This is a genomic window from Sinobacterium caligoides (assembly GCF_003752585.1).
Classification (GTDB): Bacteria; Pseudomonadota; Gammaproteobacteria; order Pseudomonadales; family Sinobacteriaceae; genus Sinobacterium; species Sinobacterium caligoides.
Window position 1 is genome coordinate 157,918 of record NZ_RKHR01000003.1, and the last position, 17,567, is coordinate 175,484.

The 17,567-nt window shown below is 48.0% G+C and carries 14 protein-coding genes; 4 read left to right on the forward strand and 10 right to left on the reverse strand.

What is annotated here, in order from left to right:
• Positions 1-11: 11 nt before the first annotated feature.
• From EDC56_RS00945 to EDC56_RS00965, 5 genes are all read right to left on the reverse strand, one after another.
• Entirely contained in the window at positions 12-1,778 is a 1,767-nt protein-coding gene (locus EDC56_RS00945) for a PP2C family protein-serine/threonine phosphatase (protein WP_148059268.1), read from the reverse strand.
• A gap of 31 nt (positions 1,779-1,809) precedes the next feature.
• Complete coding sequence (locus tag EDC56_RS00950) at positions 1,810-2,115, reverse strand: STAS domain-containing protein (protein ID WP_123710662.1); 306 nt, start codon at positions 2,113-2,115, stop codon at positions 1,810-1,812.
• Positions 2,116-2,334: 219 nt separating this feature from the next.
• The gene (locus EDC56_RS00955; protein WP_123710663.1) at positions 2,335-5,442 is read right to left on the reverse strand and encodes an efflux RND transporter permease subunit; all 3,108 of its coding nucleotides are present in this window, start codon (positions 5,440-5,442) and stop codon (positions 2,335-2,337) included.
• A complete protein-coding gene (locus EDC56_RS00960; protein ID WP_123710664.1) occupies positions 5,439-6,680 on the reverse strand; it encodes an efflux RND transporter periplasmic adaptor subunit in 1,242 nt (413 codons plus the stop codon). The genes EDC56_RS00955 and EDC56_RS00960 overlap by 4 nt, the downstream gene beginning before the upstream one ends.
• A gap of 103 nt (positions 6,681-6,783) precedes the next feature.
• A complete protein-coding gene (locus tag EDC56_RS00965) occupies positions 6,784-8,142 on the reverse strand; it encodes an efflux transporter outer membrane subunit (RefSeq protein ID WP_162844040.1) in 1,359 nt (452 codons plus the stop codon).
• Between the two features lie 395 nt (positions 8,143-8,537).
• Between EDC56_RS00965 and EDC56_RS00970 the strand changes: the two genes are divergently transcribed.
• Positions 8,538-9,578 (forward strand): LLM class F420-dependent oxidoreductase, encoded by a 1,041-nt coding sequence (locus EDC56_RS00970; RefSeq protein ID WP_123710666.1) that lies wholly within the window; start codon positions 8,538-8,540, stop codon positions 9,576-9,578.
• A 122-nt stretch (positions 9,579-9,700) separates the two neighbouring features.
• Here the strand turns inward: EDC56_RS00970 and EDC56_RS00975 are convergent, their stop codons facing one another.
• Positions 9,701-10,708, reverse strand: coding sequence for a tryptophan--tRNA ligase (locus EDC56_RS00975; RefSeq protein WP_123710667.1), 1,008 nt, complete (start codon positions 10,706-10,708; stop codon positions 9,701-9,703).
• Between the two features lie 300 nt (positions 10,709-11,008).
• The gene (locus tag EDC56_RS00980; protein WP_123710668.1) at positions 11,009-12,277 is read right to left on the reverse strand and encodes an SLC5/6 family protein; all 1,269 of its coding nucleotides are present in this window, start codon (positions 12,275-12,277) and stop codon (positions 11,009-11,011) included.
• Between the two features lie 599 nt (positions 12,278-12,876).
• On the opposite strand from EDC56_RS00980, the gene EDC56_RS00985 reads away from it, so the two are divergent.
• Positions 12,877-13,530: a helix-turn-helix transcriptional regulator gene (locus tag EDC56_RS00985; RefSeq protein ID WP_123710669.1), complete on the forward strand. Its 654-nt coding sequence runs from the start codon at positions 12,877-12,879 to the stop codon at positions 13,528-13,530.
• Between the two features lie 96 nt (positions 13,531-13,626).
• Here the strand turns inward: EDC56_RS00985 and EDC56_RS00990 are convergent, their stop codons facing one another.
• A complete protein-coding gene (locus EDC56_RS00990) occupies positions 13,627-14,706 on the reverse strand; it encodes a tRNA-queuosine alpha-mannosyltransferase domain-containing protein (RefSeq protein WP_123710670.1) in 1,080 nt (359 codons plus the stop codon).
• Between the two features lie 197 nt (positions 14,707-14,903).
• Between EDC56_RS00990 and EDC56_RS00995 the strand changes: the two genes are divergently transcribed.
• Positions 14,904-15,695 carry an enoyl-CoA hydratase/isomerase family protein gene (locus EDC56_RS00995; RefSeq protein ID WP_123710671.1) on the forward strand — a complete coding sequence of 264 codons (792 nt, stop codon included), beginning with the start codon at positions 14,904-14,906 and terminating at the stop codon, positions 15,693-15,695.
• A gap of 50 nt (positions 15,696-15,745) precedes the next feature.
• Here the strand turns inward: EDC56_RS00995 and EDC56_RS01000 are convergent, their stop codons facing one another.
• Together EDC56_RS01000 and EDC56_RS01005 are read right to left on the reverse strand one after the other, a co-directional pair.
• Complete coding sequence (locus EDC56_RS01000; RefSeq protein ID WP_123710672.1) at positions 15,746-16,090, reverse strand: AzlD domain-containing protein; 345 nt, start codon at positions 16,088-16,090, stop codon at positions 15,746-15,748.
• A complete protein-coding gene (locus EDC56_RS01005) occupies positions 16,090-16,866 on the reverse strand; it encodes an AzlC family ABC transporter permease (protein ID WP_123710673.1) in 777 nt (258 codons plus the stop codon). The genes EDC56_RS01000 and EDC56_RS01005 overlap by 1 nt, the downstream gene beginning before the upstream one ends.
• 299 nt (positions 16,867-17,165) lie before the next feature.
• Between EDC56_RS01005 and EDC56_RS01010 the strand changes: the two genes are divergently transcribed.
• Positions 17,166-17,546, forward strand: a complete 381-nt coding sequence (locus EDC56_RS01010; RefSeq protein WP_123710674.1) for a Rid family detoxifying hydrolase — start codon at positions 17,166-17,168, stop codon at positions 17,544-17,546.
• Positions 17,547-17,567 lie beyond the last annotated feature (21 nt).

Here is a 17,567-nt window from a genome sequence, read left to right on the forward strand (position 1 = left end):
TGACTATTTTATTATTCTTGCCAACGATAGCCAATTTCAACATCGCCCTTAGTATAGCTAACTCTATAGCAAAGCTGCTTGAGGATACCTAAGCCTCTCCCACTATAGGGATTTGACGCTTCAATAATATCCTGACTATCAATGTATTCATGCCCGCTGTCGGTCATCCTGACCGATAACTCCCCACTATTATCATCACCCTGATAACGCATAGCAATCGAAATATGACCGCTAGTCAGATCTTTTAAGCGCCGCTCACGCTGCTGATAGTATTCGATAAAACCCTCACCCGTTGCTTTCTTTACCGACGACAACCGAAGCACACCATGCTCCAGGGCATTAGAATACAGCTCAGCCAAGATCGTATAGATATCACCGCTATAAGTCCTCAGCGCAGGCACCTCAAGTAACAACTGATGCAGCAAAGGTAGTGGGTTACTATTTTTAAGGCTTTCAAAACCTAGACGATACTCCAGGGACCAATCGACACGCCCCTGCTTCGCTCTTGCTAATTGGGGAACATTTTGTTGGCCAAACTGTGTCGACTCGATCATTTCTACTTCTACAAAAGACAAGTCATCGCTTTGAGCACCGCCACCAACAAACTCACTCACACACCGCATGACTTCACCCATTAGCGCTTCATCACCACTGTGCCCATCAAAAACCGCCCGTAGACGCCCCTCGCCAAACATCTCACCACGAGCATTCGACGCCTCAATAATGCCATCAGACCACAGATAGACTTTATCGCCATAACTAATATCGTAATACTGACCTTCACTCTTAAACTTATTCGTTCTCAAGATGCCCAACGGTAAGCCCGTTGAACGAAGTGGCGTAATACCCGCGTCTTGCCGATGAAATATATAACAATCGGGTAGACCACCGTTCCACCCCCACAAGGTTTGCTCGGCAAGATTCAACTCAACAAGGCAAGCACAACAGAAGTAACCGACAGGTAACGCATCACCCAACACATCATTCAATTCACGAAGTATGTCAGGTGCCGAATACCCCTTCTCCGCCATGGCGTAAAAACTCTGCGAAAGAGGCATTGCACCTAATGCCGCCGCCAACCCATGCCCAGTGAAGTCACCAAGAAGGACCAGTAGGGTCCCTCTTGGTCTAATCGCCGCCAATAAAACATCACCATTAAAGATGGATAGCGGCGACATAATATAACGAATATTACTCACCCCTAGGCAGCCGGCCCTCGTCACCTTGTCATATACCGCCTTAGCAACCTCCTGTTCTTGCAGCAAATGCTGGTTATTGCGAGAGATTTCATCCCGCTGTCGCTGCAGCTCAAGGTGCATAGACTGCATGCGCCTAAACGACGTAATTTTCGCAGCCAGCATCACTCGGTTATAAGGCTTAGTGATAAAGTCATCCCCGCCTGCTTGCACATATTGCTCGAGGATTTTCGCTTCCTGCAGTGAGGATAAAAAGATGATCGGAATAAAATCATCACCGGCAACGAGGCGGATCTGACGCGCCGTCTCAAACCCATCCACGACGGGCATAAGCACATCGAGCAAGACAATATTAGGCTGATTACGTTGAAATAACTCAATTGCCTCTTGCCCGTTTTTGGCTTCGACAACCCGATATCCTAAGCGCTTAAGAATCGTCACCAACAATAAACGGTCAGCGGCGTTATCCTCTGCTATCAAGAGGGAAAAATCTTTATTGTCTATTTTATCCTGCGAGTCAGACATAAAGTCGGGGCAGCTCATTCTATCGCGCCAATCACTAACGGCACTCGCCCACAACAAAACCAACTCCCATCAACTGAAACACACATTGCTACTGAATGGTAAAGAGTTGTTCGAAGTTTGATATCACCAAAATCTTTTTCACATCTTCATTACAGTTGACTATTTTTATCGTCGCTGTATCCCCGCCTGCATGATCTCGCAACAGCAACAACATACCCAGCGCAGAACTATCGAGGTAAGTCGTCTCGGTCATATCGACCTCATACTCCTGCGGCGTAAAGTCAACGTCTTCGTATGCTCTTCTAAAGTCTTGGTGAGCACTAAAGTCGAAGCGACCCTGTATATTGATACGGAGAGCCTTGTTGTCTCCCTCCGGTGTTGATGAAATACTCATAAATGCACTCCGTCGCAATGATTTAACACAGCCTTGAACTTACCCTATAACAATTGTCGGCAGACATAATCTTTCACGTACGGCCTCGGCTTAGCTCACACTGTCACACGAACATAGACCACAGTGAACCGACGGCTCACCGCAATCAAAGGTAATCTTAGGATAGACCAGAAACTACCTATTCACAGACGTTTTAACTCATCGAGGACTTCCTCCCGCCTAGCGACGAGAGTCGACGAAAAAACGGCGCAAGCGCCCCATTGCGACACCAGCATCCTCCAGCACCATGTACATTGCCGGCACCAACAGCAGACAGATAACAGTGGAAAACAAAATACCGTAACCGAGCGATATAGCCATGGGTATCAAAAACTTAGCCTGCCTAGAAGTCTCGAAAATCATTGGCGCCAAGCCACCAAAGGTCGTCAGCGTTGTGAGCACGATAGGTCTGAATCGACGCACCCCCGCCAAACTGATCGCCTGCAACGCCTCAGCGCCTTTAGCACGCTGCTTATTGGCATAATCAAGCATAACAAGGGTATCGTTCACCACCACCCCCGACAGTGCCAGAATGCCCAAGATACTGATCATACTCATACCGAAGCCCATCAGCTTATGACCAATAATCGCACCAATAACACCAAAAGGGATGGCCAGCATGACTAATAGTGGCTGGCTGTAGCTACCAAATGGAATCGCTAACATCACGTAAAGCACCCCAAGAGTAAGCAGGCTCGATACCATCAAGCTGGAGGCACTCTCTTGCGTATCTTGTTGTTTACCTCGGTAACTGATCATAAGCGCAGGGAATTGCTCCTGCAGCCCCTGTAAAACACCGCTATTGAGACTAACCAACACCGCCGACGTATTTTCAATCGGCTCGACATTAGCGGTAACATTAATAGTGCGACGCCCCCCACGTCGTGTGATATCAGTGTATGCGTGACCGAAATGAATCTTCGCCACCGAATTCAACGGCACAAAATCCCCATCCGGCGTGACAATCTGCAACTGCTCAAGGTCATAGATCGACAACCGATCCTGCTCTTTTAGCCGCACCTTTACCTTAACCTCATGGCGACCACGCTGCTGTCTCAACGCCTCCGAACCATAGAAAGCAGAACGTAACTGACCTGCAACATCCGCATTGGTGAGCCCCAGCGCCTCACCCCGCGCCAGCAACTCAACATCGAGCTGCGGCTTACCTTGACTGTAGCCATCGGTGATATCACTCACCCCTGCGATAGTGCCGAGACTCGCCGCCAACTCACTACTGGCCTGTTGTAACACCGCATCATCACGATGAGACAACTCGATAGTCAGAGCCGCCCCGCGCCCCGGCCCACCACGATCACTCTCAAACTTCAGCGAATCAACCCCCGCCAAGTCGCCGGTCAGCTCTCGCCAACGCTTAACGACCTGCCCCGTCGATACCGGGCGGACCCCTTCTCCATTGAGTTGCAGGACCACCTCAACCTGGTTGGCCTTTATCTCGCCTCTTACACCGCGAATCAGCTGCTCTCGACCGTACTCGTCGATCATTTTATTAGCACTCGCAATCAGCGAGTCACGCACCTCGATAGCTGACGACATGGGACTGCCTACCGGCAATACTGCCGTTACTGCGGCCCGATCCGACTCTACACGCGGCATCAAGGTAAAACCCATGCGACCACTCATGGCATAGGCCATCACCACCACAAAGACAAAAACTCCCAACGCCACAGTCAAGTAGCGATAATTCAGCACCATCGCCAAAACCTTGCTGTAGCGATGCTCCATACCTATGGTGAGCTTTTCACTGAGTCTCTGCTGACGACGGTGTAGCCTGCCAAACCACCGTCCCTCCTTCTTTTCACTACTATGTGCAAGGTGAGCCGGCAAGATAAACAACGCCTCCACCCAAGATATGATGAAAACAGAGGCGACGACCAAAGGGACTATGCCGAACAGCTTGCCAAGAAAGCCCGGCAGAAAATACAACGGTATAAAGGCGATAATATTCGACAAAATACTAAATGTGAGCGGTACAGCAACAGACTTTATACCCTCGATCGCCGCCTGTATGTTCGAGTAGCCGAGCTTGCGATATTCATGAATATTTTCACCGGCGATAATGGCATCATCAACAACTATTCCTAATGCCAAAATAAACGCAAACATCGACACCATATTTAGCGTGACATCGAACAACGGTAAAAAAAGCATTGCCCCAAGAAAAGAAGTGGGTATACCCAACGTTACCCAAAACGCGAGACGTATATCAAGAAAGATCCCCAGCAAAACCAACACAAGAAGCAAGCCCATAAAGGCGTTCTTCAACAAAAGATCCAAGCGTCCCTGATAGAGATCAGAACGGTCATTAAGCACATCCAGACTGACTCCAGGCGGCAGACTGGCCCGAATAGACGCAAGTTTATCGTGCACTGCAGCTGAAACACTGAGCGGGTCCTGATCACCCGAGCCATACACCTGAAGTGAAACGGAGGGCTCTTCGTTGTAGGTAAAGCTCACCTTATTGTCGCTAAAGTCATCACGTACTGTCGCAATATCACCGAGTGTTAGGTAACTACCATCTGCATGAGTAACAATCGGGATTTTACTGAACTGGTCGGCCCACTCCGCCCGTTCCGATACCCGAACCATAATTTCACCAGCCCGACTATCGATACTACCACCAGGTAATTCGACGGACTGACTTCTGATACGCCTTGCCACATCATCAATTTGCAGCTTATAGCGCTCCAAAGTTTCTCGTGTGATTTCCACCTGAACTTCATAGTTACTCCCTCCCTGAAGCTCAACATCACTCACACTATTGCTCTGCAGTAATTGGTCCCGAACATCCTCGATAACCTCACGCAACACCCAGTTATCAAGATCTCCGTGGAGCACCAGCTTCAACACACTAAAGCGACGCGAAGTCATCGACACCACTGGGCTCTCTGCACCATCGGGAAGCGTCGATAATCCTGAGACAGCCTGCTGAATATCCTGGTAAACCAACGTTCGATCACCGTCACCAGTCAACTCACCATTAATAACGGCAGAGCCTTGTCGTGCGGTAGAGGTTACCTCTTTGATTCCCTCGACCCCTCGCATCACCTCTTCGACAGCCAACACAATCCCCTGCTCTATTTCTGCTGGACTGGAGCCTGGGTAACTCACCTTTACGGTAACGTAATCTGTATCAAAGGTTGGAAAAACTTCTTTCTTGATGATGCCCGACATCGCCAGACCACCAAGGATCAATACGAGCATTAATAAATTAGAACTGACCTTATTTTGAATCATCCATGCGATAGGGCCACGACGAGGCTCACTCATGACTCAATCACCTCGTCCAGCTCAGACACCACCGCATCATCACCCTCGCCAACATCCACATTAGTCGTTATAGCTTTCAATAACGTGCCGACCACCGGCGTCTTCATCAGAGAGGTTATCACCCTTTCACCATCCGTTAGCCCAGCACCGATATAAACCTGCTCCGCACCACGGTAGAGGATTTGCACGTCACGCACAGCAAGGCGGTTTTCATCCGACATCAACCAAACCTTGTCGCCATCACGAATAGCCCCACGCGGCAACGCCACTAGACCATCAACAGGCCGACCATGGATGATAGCTTTAACATATTCGTTAGCCATCACTGCAGGCGCTGCAGCTAACTTGTTCGCTGTTAGTGCCAACGGGTCCTTTAAACTAATCAACAGCTGAGCCTGACGTGTTGTCGATGTCAGCTCTGGTATCAAGCGCAACACTGTAGCCTGCCGTTGCTGCCCACCACTGGTGACCACATTGACTTTAGAAGCTAATGGCGAATCTGCCGTTGGTATATCGATCCACTGCAATTGCTTAGGAGGCAGGGTGACAGTAATCCAAAACTCATCACTCGCCAACAACCCCAACAAAGAGGAGTTAACACTGACAGAGCTACCTAAATCAACTGACTTGTCTACAATAATGCCGTCGAAGGGTGCACGAATCTGCGTACGTGTAAGGTTAAGCTCAGCCTTGTTCACCGCCGCTTGCATCGACGCCACTTGCGCCTCTGCTGACTTCAGCTGCGGCTGCCGAAGAATTAATGAACGCTGTGCCGTCGGCAACTCCTCACCAATAAGCTGATACTCCTGATAGGCGACGGATTGCTGCCCCTTTTCTATATGTAAGTCAGCCCTTGCCTGTGCCAGCTCAGCTTTCGCTTTAGCTAGCGCGCTCTGGTAGTCAGCATCTTCGACCGCCAACAAGAGCTCACCTTTTTTGACCTGGGCACCAGGTATCAGCTTCGGCGAAACATTGATGACCTCCCCCTCTACACGCGATTTAATATCAATTTTGTGTGCTGGCGATACGAGCCCTCGGGCAACGACCTTCGGCATGACCTGTTCTCTATGCACCGTGACTACTTCAACCCATTTGGCCACTTCTGCCATCGGTGGTCGAATACCAGCACGCGTGGGCTTATTAAGCAAAGCCATCGCTATGATGGCAGCCAACAGCAGTACCAGCAGCGGGGCACCCACTTTAATCATTTTCTTTTGTTGTTCTGTTAACGATTTCATCAATGTCTCAGTCCTAGCAATAACTTACTCAACTCAAAGCCAATATAGCCAAGTGATAACTGAATAAATCAGCCATCATTATTCAATTCAAAGATTAAACACACTACTCATCCGCCAACGGCCAGCCACCAGACAGCACTCTATAGAGCTCTATCCGATCACTTAATAACTGGCGCTGAGCCGTCAGCTCCTGTAACTCAAGCTCTTGAGCTGAGTTTTGCGCCGTCAACACGTCAAGGTAGTTGGTGGCACCATTATGGTAATAAACCTGCTTACGCTGCAGCGTAAAGTAAGCCAAGGCCTTCTGCTTGCTGATGCTCGCCAGATAGAGCTGCTGCTGTTGCTCATTCACCAGCGCCTTCTCAACCTCTTCGATAGCGTTGAGCATGACACTGTTGTAGTGATGTACCGACTCACGCACAACAGCCTGTTGACGCCTCACTTCAGCGCGCCGCTGACCGCCATCGATCACTGGGCCGATAATGCTCGCCGTCAGCTGGTTTAGCCAACTATCAAATAAATCGCTGCTATTAGCGCTGGCAGATTCGCCATGGTAGCCGAGACTAATGCGTGGGTAACGGTCTTTAATTGCTGCCGCGAGTGCAGATTGACTTGCATTAATAGAGGTCCAGGCCGACTTTACATCAGCACGGCGCTCCAACAACTCAAGCGGCAACCCCGTTTCCGGCCTATCAGCAATAGCTGGCAAGGTTGCGAGTGACTCATTAATGGCATGATTAGGTGAGCGCCCCAGTAAAACGTTGAAGCGATAGCGGGCGTTCGCCTCCTCGGCCTTTACCTGCGTCAACTTAGCGCGGTTGGACTCTACTTGCTGTCGCTGCTGGCTAACATCGGTAATGACCACCGAGCCGGACTTAAAGCGCAGATCGATCACCTCTAGACGCTTTATGTTGGCCTCAAGCTGTTTTTCCAATAATCGTTGGCGCTGTAATGACTCTTGCCATTGGTACCAGCTATCTGCAACCTCTGCAGAAAGTGTGACGGCTGCTGTCTGATAATCAAATCGCTGTGCACGATATTGTAGCGACGCATCCTCGACACTCGCTGCCACACGCCCCCATAAATCCAGCTCATAGCTGGCATCTACCGAACCACGGTAACTATCCTCACCACTATCGGTGTCACGTTGCTGAGTGACACCGGCATCGACGGCAAACCAGCGCGCAGAGGCTCTACTATCACGAAACGCAGCCGCCTGCTGTAAACGCTCATAGACGACTAATAAGTCCTGATTATTTTCTAACGCTTCCTCTATATAGGAAGTCAGCACCGGGTCACCGTGATTAAGCCACCACGGCCGCTGATCTGCTGTCATCATGCTCTGCTGACTAAACTCAGCATCAACGGGCAATAGCAAAGGATCTATTTCCACTTGCTGCGAACTACAGCCACCAACAATCAACACTAAAAGCATCGACCCGCAACAACTTAGCTTCTTCAAAAAGTCACCCATGAACAATTTTATAGTTATGACTCGCACCGGCCACCCTCATAAATTCAACTGTACTGCACTCATAGTAAACATAAGTGTGATACACCGGGGTAGCTTCTCGTAGAATATTGCAAGAATTATGAAATAATTGTCGAGTAACTCAATATTAATAAATAGCAACATAAGCACGACGCGCTCAACAAAAGTATCGTTTCCTATCAACTCATCTATCAACGACTCACAAACGGCAAAACGTGGTCATCTATAAAGCTCGCGACTACACTGTGTTAACAGCGAGCACATTTATTCACCATATATGCAAAAATATGCATAAGAAACGATGACAGCCACCTGTATCTAAGGTAGATTGCCAGTACACAATACAACTAATAAGGGTTCACACTATGCGTCTCGGTCTTGTACTCGGTTATTCTGGCAAACAAATTAATCTGCCGATGGATCTTATTCATCACGCCGAAGAGCTCGGCTTCGACTCAGTATGGACGGCTGAATCTTACAGCAGCGATGCAGTCAGTACCGCAGCCTGGGTTCTAGCCAACACGACTAAAATACGTGTTGGCACCGCCATCATGCAGATGGTGGCACGCACACCGGCAACAGCCGCCACCACCGCGATGAGCCTCGCTCAACTTTCTGGTGGACGCTTCATCATGGGACTAGGCGCCAGTGGGCCGCAGGTCGTCGAGGGATGGCACGGCACCGGCTACAAGCGCCCTCTTACACGCACCCGTGAATATATCGACATCTGCCGCCAAATCATGGCACGTGAAGCGCCCTGCCAATACGAAGGAAAAATCTATCAGCTACCGTATAACGGCCCCGGTAGTGTCGGTCTCGGCAAGCCCTTAAAAACCATCTTACAAGCCGACACCTCAATCCCTATTTATACCGCTTCAATTACCCCCTCAGGGCTCGCGACAAGCGCTGAAATCGCCGACGGCGTCTTTCCCGTATGGATGGACCCAAACAACTACGATGTTGTCGGCAAGCATCTCGAAAAAGGCTTCGCCAAGGCAGGTAACGGCAAGGGGCTTGCCGACTTCGAGGTCGCCCCAGTGATCACGACAATCATGGGTGATGACTTAAAGGCTTGCGAGGGCCCCGCACGCGCCATGATGGCGCTGTACATCGGCGGCATGGGCGCCAAGAACAACAACTTCTACACTGATTATGCAACGGCAATGGGTTACGGCGCCGATGCCGAAAAGATTCAAGATCTCTACTTAGCGGGGAAAAAAGACGAAGCTGCCCTCGCAATCCCACAGGACCTTCTTGATGCCGTCGCCCTACTCGGCCCCGAGGCGCGAATTCGCGAGCAGCTACAAGCCTGGAAAGCGGCCGGCAGCCGCGGCGATGTTTCTGCCATGCTACTCGGTGCTGTGCAACCCGAAGTGCTGAGCGTTGTTGCAGACGAAATGCTCTAGCAATTAATTGTAAGCACAGAAATGGAACACAAAAAAACCGGCCTTGGCCGGTTTTTTTATCAGCGGTGTTACTCCACCCAGCATCAATATCACCAACGAGGCGACACCTGCCTAACTAGGTATTAAGTAATCGAGCCAATGCCCACCTTGCGGCGCACCTCAGCCAACAATGGCCGTGCATAGGCGCGCGCCTTTTCGCCGCCCTGCTGCAACAATTGCTCTATTTCTTCGCCGTTTTCCATCAAACGCTCATAGCGCTCTCGCGCCTCACTAATTTGACCGTCGATAAGCGCGCAGAGCTCCTTCTTCGCTTGCCCCCAGGCGATACCATTGGCGTATTGATCACGCATGTATTGCACCTGCTCCTCGTTTGCAAAAGCCTCCCAAATCTCAAAGACCGTCGAGCCTTCAACTTCTTTCGGCTCACCCGGCTCCAATAAGTTGGTGACAATCTTATTGATATGCTTCTGCAGCTTCTTCGGCGGCAAGAAAAGCGGGATGGTGTTGCCGTAGCTCTTACTCATCTTGCGGCCATCAAGACCACTCAACACAGCCAGATGATCGTCAACCACCGCTTCAGGCAGTACAAAAGTCTCACCGTAAAGGTGGTTGAAGCGCTGCGCGATATCGCGAGCCATCTCAATGTGCTGCACCTGATCTCGACCGACAGGGATATGCGTGCCATTAAACATCAAGATGTCAGCTGCCATCAGAATTGGGTAGCTATATAAGCCCATAAAGACACCTTTATCGGCATCAACCTCTTCCTCTACATTTGCCTGCACGGCCGCTTTATAGGCGTGCGCACGATTCATTAACCCCTTCGCAGTTAACGACGTCAGAATCCAACATAGCTCTGTAATTTCAGGGACATCCGACTGACGATAGAAAACAGCGTTATCGGTATCAAGACCCAAAGCCAGCCAGGTTGCAGCAATCTCCTTACTCGACTGCTGTACAGCCTTGGGGTCTGTGCACTTGATTAGGGCATGATAGTCAGCCATAAAGTAAAAGGACTCATCGTCATCATTACGGCTTGCTTCGATTGCAGGACGAATCGCTCCCACATAGTTGCCAAGATGAGGAGTACCGGTAGTCGTTATACCGGTCAATACGCGCTTTTTGGTCATAGTCTTATCCAGATAACAGCTTGCGTTTTCGGCCACAAATAGCGGCCTTCATGAGTAACGCTAAAAATAAAGCGGATCATTATGGCATAAACCACTCTAACTAACAGCGCCAACCTTACGCCAGACCGGCTATTTACCGCTTAAAGGCTAACCTCATCTCTTCAATAAGCAACGCATTGCGATGCTTTTTATCTGCAGAAGCTACAAGTACTTTTCCGTAACAAAAAAAGACGCCCTTGGGCGTCTTTTTCGTCGACATCGAATCGACTCAAGTCATGCTGTTAAGGCCACGCTTTCAAGCTACATGAAAGCAAGTAGTGGCGAGATACAAAGCAGGATACCGGTACCGATGATTAGATTTGTTGAAGTCCCCTTGTACTTGTGCAAGCTGGGTGTCGCATGAACAAGGTAAGCCGGAATTAAGCAACCAACAATACCAAAGATGGGAGAGCAAATTGAAGTAAACGATAGGATAGGTAAATTCAAAGCCACTGACGACCAGGCCAATAGGATGATAAATACAATAACCAGCTTCTCTACCAAGGCTACATTAATCTGCTCCTCTTCATACTTACGCTTTAATAGGTTCATCACAATACCGCGACACGCCTCTTTAAAGGCCAAGAAAACACCGAAGAACGATGTCACAACAGCGAAAATATTAACGATCACACCCACCACAGTAACGAAGCTACCTGGCATATGCTCACCAATCATAGCGAGTGCAGAGATGTTCTCTGTCATTGCCGACTTGGCAGCCTCTTGACTAGTAGCAAAGGTAAACGACACCGCGAAAAAGAAGACAATCACAAATAAGATAATAAACGAGATCTTCATTGCTCGATAAGCTTTATACCGCGCCACTTCGATTGACTTCTCATGCGAGCGGAAAGAGATCACCATGGGGCTCAATGACTGGATGAATAAAATCGATGTCAGCGTAAAAGGAAGAGTGATGATCGCATCCTTAAGCATGCTTCCGGCATCGCCCATCGCAGGAATGTTAGAGAAATCCCAGTGCGGCACCAACAAAACACCCATGGTTGCCACCAAGACTAAGACTGTAACAGCCATGAATCCAGATACCTTAAACAGAACCTTCTCACTCTTAGAACCGACAAAAGCCAGAACGCAAATTAGCCCTAAGCCGTAGAAAACATTATGATTAAGATACCCTTCAGTAACGCCAAAGGTATGAAGATATGATGCACTATCATTAGTCACCGCCAACGAATAGACAAGCACCCAGATAACAAGCATCAAGAAGTAAAGAACCCCCAGAGCTACCCCCCAGTTCTTGCCCAGATAACCGGTTATAATCCCGGGGTAATCCTTACACTCTTTAGACTCAGCCAGCGTGTTAATGAACAGCTTTTGAAACAAGTACATCGCTGGATAGCCGATGACTGAAGACAACAAAAAGACCCATAAACCCATCACACCGACTTGAACAGGTAGAAACACAATACCCGCTCCGATCGCCATACCAATGCTCATGACGATCCAGCCATAGTCAACCTCGTCAAACTTTATCGCCTTTTGCCACTCTTGCGTAGTCATGCCATGCATAGCTATTTTCCTTCTTCTCAATACAGTATTAACCAATTTTGAACTCTGGTGATTAACGCCAGCATTTCTAGCCAGCAGCCACCTTATGAAAATTATTTATCAGCTTATTGAGTCGCTCATCCCCCCATCGCTTCACTTACTCTCCTGCCTAACTGATCGCTTCCACCCCCTTATGCTTGACGCAACGATAGTTTAAATACACACACAATCGCAAGGGTTTTTGCTAAAAAAAGTTGCACCCATGATATAACGCTATTTTTAACATTCTAATCAGATGTTGAGGATTGGGATGATTTAGATCTAAGAAATAAGGGGAAAAAAGGAGCTTAGTATAAAAACAGTTAAAAAACACAGCATACTTTTAATCAAATATATTTGCATATAATTGGCCGTGTAATATTTTTTGCAGATTTAACAACCACCACAAAGGCATCATCATTAGCGTTATCGAGCACCACATCATTAATCTTTGCCGCCTAGCAATACCTAGTGTCGGCAGTACTAATAGCAAGATCATTGGCACCATGTCGCCACAGCCATCGCATAGGAATAGGGCCAGCAGCTCCCGCTGCAAGCTCTAACCAATACGGAGACTAATAATGCGTGAATTAAACCAAGGGGACTTCGATATACTTAAGTCTGTTGAAAATATCGTTGATGGTATTGCCGCGATGTTCGGCAAACACACTGAAGTCGTGCTGCATAGCCTTGACGCACGCGCCCCTTCGATTATAAAAATTGCTAACAGCCACATTACTGGCCGCTCTGTTGGTGCGCTCATTACCAATTTGGTGCTAATGAAGCTCAATGATGAAAAAAATATCTCAGAGCCCTACATTACTGAAGACGAAAACGGCAAAACGCTACGCTCAGTCTCGATCATTATCCGCAACCCACAAAAGCAAGCCATCGGCCTTTTATGTATCAACTCTAATCTCGACGCTTCTTTTCTATCCGTGATTAAAAACCTAGTGCCGAACTTCTCAACACCGACCGACACCCCCTCCCCTGAAACCTTTGCTCGCAGCAATGACGAAATGATGGAGGACTCTATTGAAAATATTCGCTGCAAAGTAATGGCAAACAAAAATATCAGTGCCTCGCAAAAAAGCCGTGAAATGATCACACAACTCTATCAACTTGGTATTTTCGATCTCAAAGACAGTATTCAAGCAGCCGCAACTACCCTGCACATCTCTGTTCACACAATCTACCGCTATTTGCGTGAACTACGTGAAGTACAGCCCAGCTAACTGCCAACTCGACAACCTTAATTTCTCAGCACTCGATAAAACAATAAACACCAGTTCACAATAAGTTTCGACACTAAAAAGCGAACAAAGGCAAAGCTATCGCCCCCGACTCAACACCAATTGTTCAAAAACACGTCGATACCCCTCTTTAAGCCTTGCCCAAGAAAAGCGTTGCGCCTCTACAGCTTGTTCATCAGGCCTGATTAAGGCGATATCGAGCAGTTTATTAACGCAAGACTGACTGTCATCATAAAGAAAACGCTCATCAAATAGCTCAGGATAACTGAGCCGATTCGGTAACATAGGCGTCGCCCCCAACGCCACCGCCTCTAATACCGAGAGCCCCTGAAACTCATGTATCGCTGTCGACAACACCACATCAGAGCGTTGTAGCAACTCGATATAAGCTTGACGAGAGGTTACAAAACCAAAGTGCGCAAGACGATGCGGAAAACGCTGTTCAATCACATCAAATGCCTCCGGCCTTTGCCTGAACTGACGACCTACAATATTCAAACGGTAATCGAGCCCCGATGACTCCAGACCCTCGATGATTTGTAACAGCTGATCTGGGTTTTTGTCATACTCCCAACGATGATTCCAAGTAATAACCAACGCCTCTACGTCATTTGCGCTTGTAGGCAACGGCTTTAAATCATCCTCTATTGGAACCGCTAAACACTGTGATTTATCGGAAAGCAGCTCAACAACACCTGCTGGCACACAATCAGGCAAGCGCCTTAACAACTGCTCAACGCCACACAGAAAGCTCGTTCGATTCCATTCACTATTAAAAACCAATCGATCCGCCGCTAGCGCACTATAAAGCGTTACCATTTGGGGCTCTATCGACCGATGTTGCCGGCCAGAGTCTGGGTACTCAAATTGATTCTCGTGAAAGTAAAGCAGCAAGGGAGTCATCGCCAGGCTCGGAATACAACCTCGTAACACACTAACATCGACCATCGAGGTTGCCACAATAAGATCATAAGCCTGCTCTAGCACAGCTCTATGACCTACAGCCCAGGTCAACGCATTCCCTCTAATTCGCCAACTAAAATACCGCCCAGGCAACGACAACAACTGCCAATCGATATCGTCAAGTTCTCGCATCAAGCCATCGCACCAGCTTTTGTGTGAGTCGGTATGGTAGGCCGACAGCAGTAACACTTTCATTGAGCTCTTCCCGAATAAACCTGACGCTATTAACAACTAATTACCGCAGCTAAAAGCCAGCCTCGGCATAATGACTATCTACCACACACTATTGACGCCTACAGTTCGCTCCACTAAAGTCGCTGCACTAGAAATAAAAGCATAAATCACTTGCCGCCTTAGCTTACCGAGCCGTGCAATCACACTGGAAGCCTATAATGTCAGATTTTAACACTATCAAGCTTGAGATTAACGATGCGGTTGCAACACTTACATTAAACCGCCCCAATGCTGCAAATAGCATGAATGTAGAGCTCAGTCGCGAAGTCAGCCTCGCCTCGATCATTATCGATGAGGACCCTACTATCCGTGCCGTGATCATAACCGGGAAAGGAAAAATGTTCAGCGCCGGCGGCGATCTAAGCGCTTTCGCCGCAGACCCCGCCAAAGCCAGCTCAATTATCAAAGAGATCACCACTTATATTCATGCTGCCATGGCACGCTTTGCACGCATGGAAAAGCCAGTCATCATCGCAATCAACGGCACCGCGGCCGGAGCGGGCTTTAGCCTTGCCGTCGCTGGCGATTTAGTTATTTGTGCTGAGTCGGCTAAGTTCACTATGGCCTATACAGCCGCAGGACTAAGCCCTGACGTGAGTGCCAGCTATTACCTCCCCCGGCTTATTGGCCTACGCAAGACACAAGAGCTGATGCTGACAAATCGCCGGCTTTCAAGTGAAGAAGCCTTATCTTGGGGGCTCGTTACGCAAGTCGTTGCCGACAATGAGGTATTACCCACTGCACAAGCATTAGCACACAAACTTGCTAACGGACCTACGCTAGCTTTTGGCCAAGTAAAGCAATTACTACTCGCTAGCGGTGACAACAACTTAGAAGGACAGTTAGAGTTAGAGTCTCGCGGCATTGCTCGAATGGCAAACAGCAGCGATGGCCAGGAAGGTGTTCGAGCATTTTTGGAGAAGCGACACCCTGTTTTCACCGGGCAATAAACTAACGACATAAAAAAGGCGCCCTAGGGCGCCTTTTTTATTCGTAATATTTAGCAGAAGCAGTACTGGAAAAACACCAGTGATGCGACGCCGCTCAACACCACCCAAATAAGGCCGAAGCGCAAGCTGACTAGAGTACAAACAATTGCCGCTAACACTTTAGGGTTATGTATATTGAACTCCATGTGACTACCAACACCCAAAACTTCGATCGCAATGATGGCAGGCAATACTGTTACTGGAACAAAACGTAAGGTTTTCTTGAAACGCTCTGGCATCGTAAATGAGCCAGCCATTCCGATCACCGAAAAGCGTACTACAAAGGTTGCAACAACCATTGCTAGAGTTATTAGTACAAACGTATGGAGGTTAATTCCGTGATGAAGTTCAGTCATTATACTGCTCCTTGCTCTTGAATTTGTGGTAAGGCCTGCTCACTCGCTACATTCTGCTGCTGTTGCTTTTCCTCTTGCTCCTCAAGCTCACGTTTTTCTTTCGCGATATCCATACGGTAACCAGCAAAGACACCGACAATCGCAGCAACAACCAACCCTAATGAGTAAGGCATATCCGATAACAACAAGCCTGTTGCTGTCGCAACCACTGCAGCAACAATACACTCATGACTTTTCACCTGCGGTATAACAATCGCAATAAAGGCCGCGACCATTGCGAAATCAAGCCCGTATTGTGAAATCTCTGGGAACGATGAACCAATAACAGCACCTAAAAAGTTAGAGAAAACCCAGTTAAACCAAAAGCCACCCATAGCCGCCAAGTAAAACCAGTGGCGCCCTTTCTTTTCTTCCTTCATCTCAGAGATGGTTGAAGCATAGACCTCATCTGTTAGTCCGTACGACATCAACGCACGCATCGGCAATGGATAATCCTTCATATACTCAGACATCGAAGCACTATAAAGAAGGTGCCTCAAATTAATCACAAAAGTCGTTAGCATGATTACTAAGATGCTGGCAGAAGTCTGTATCAAGCCCAGCGCAACCATCTGTGATGAGCCAGCAAAGACAAAAAATGACCACAACGTACTCTCCAATACGCTCATTCCTGCATTAATACTAATCGCACCGACAATGAATGAAAACGGAAACGCCCCTACACATAAGGGGAAAATCGCTTTCAAACCTGCCCTGATAAGTTCCTGCTTGTTCATGGTATTTCAGCCTCTGGCTACTTTGATAAATTTTATGCAAAGATAGTTGAATATTTTTATCAATGCAAGTTAATTTGCTAAATATATTTGCAAATCTGAGTGAGATTCATTATCAACGGATCGAGTAAAAAAATCAGTATTTATGAGTAATACCCCCTACATAAGTAGGTATAGGCGTCATTCTATCTATATAAAGAAGAACTAGGATGAGAAATACTCAAAATTATTTGCGCAAATTTAGTTGCAAAAAGAGATCGGGGTATGTAAAGTTATTTTGCACTTTCAAGAGGAGTTACATTATGAAGAAAATCATCACCGCAGATACCGCACCAGCAGCTATTGGCCCGTACTCTCACGGCAATGCCTTTGGTGATCTAATTTTCACCTCAGGTCAACTACCTGTTTGTCATAACAGCGGAAAGATTGTCAGCGATGACATCACCGAGCAATCGAAGAAATCACTCGAGAACTTGAAAGCTGTAGTCGAAGCTGGCGGCGGCGATATGAACAGTGTTTTAAAGACTACGTGCTACCTTGCAAATATCACTGATTTCCAAGCATTTAATGCCGTTTATAGTGATTTCTTTCAAGATAACTGCCCTGCTCGCAGCTGTTTCGCAGTCAAGGATCTTCCCCTCGGCGCACTCGTAGAAATCGAAGCTATCGCATCTTGTAAATAATCCCATAAAGTTAAGTAAGAG

What these genes read in the sequence shown, in the direction of transcription:
- EDC56_RS00990 (WP_123710670.1), bottom strand. Translation starts at nt 14,706, where the DNA reads ATGAAAGTGTTACTGCTGTCGGCCTACCATACCGACTCACACAAAAGC.
- EDC56_RS01005 (WP_123710673.1), bottom strand. Translation starts at nt 16,866, where the DNA reads ATGAACAAGCAGGAACTTATCAGGGCAGGTTTGAAAGCGATTTTCCCC.
- EDC56_RS00950 (WP_123710662.1), bottom strand. Translation starts at nt 2,115, where the DNA reads ATGAGTATTTCATCAACACCGGAGGGAGACAACAAGGCTCTCCGTATC.
- EDC56_RS01010 (WP_123710674.1), top strand. Translation starts at nt 17,166, where the DNA reads ATGAAGAAAATCATCACCGCAGATACCGCACCAGCAGCTATTGGCCCG.
- EDC56_RS00995 (WP_123710671.1), top strand. Translation starts at nt 14,904, where the DNA reads ATGTCAGATTTTAACACTATCAAGCTTGAGATTAACGATGCGGTTGCA.
- EDC56_RS01000 (WP_123710672.1), bottom strand. Translation starts at nt 16,090, where the DNA reads ATGACTGAACTTCATCACGGAATTAACCTCCATACGTTTGTACTAATA.
- EDC56_RS00955 (WP_123710663.1), bottom strand. Translation starts at nt 5,442, where the DNA reads ATGAGTGAGCCTCGTCGTGGCCCTATCGCATGGATGATTCAAAATAAG.
- EDC56_RS00985 (WP_123710669.1), top strand. Translation starts at nt 12,877, where the DNA reads ATGCGTGAATTAAACCAAGGGGACTTCGATATACTTAAGTCTGTTGAA.
- EDC56_RS00980 (WP_123710668.1), bottom strand. Translation starts at nt 12,277, where the DNA reads ATGCATGGCATGACTACGCAAGAGTGGCAAAAGGCGATAAAGTTTGAC.
- EDC56_RS00960 (WP_123710664.1), bottom strand. Translation starts at nt 6,680, where the DNA reads ATGAAATCGTTAACAGAACAACAAAAGAAAATGATTAAAGTGGGTGCC.
- EDC56_RS00970 (WP_123710666.1), top strand. Translation starts at nt 8,538, where the DNA reads ATGCGTCTCGGTCTTGTACTCGGTTATTCTGGCAAACAAATTAATCTG.
- EDC56_RS00975 (WP_123710667.1), bottom strand. Translation starts at nt 10,708, where the DNA reads ATGACCAAAAAGCGCGTATTGACCGGTATAACGACTACCGGTACTCCT.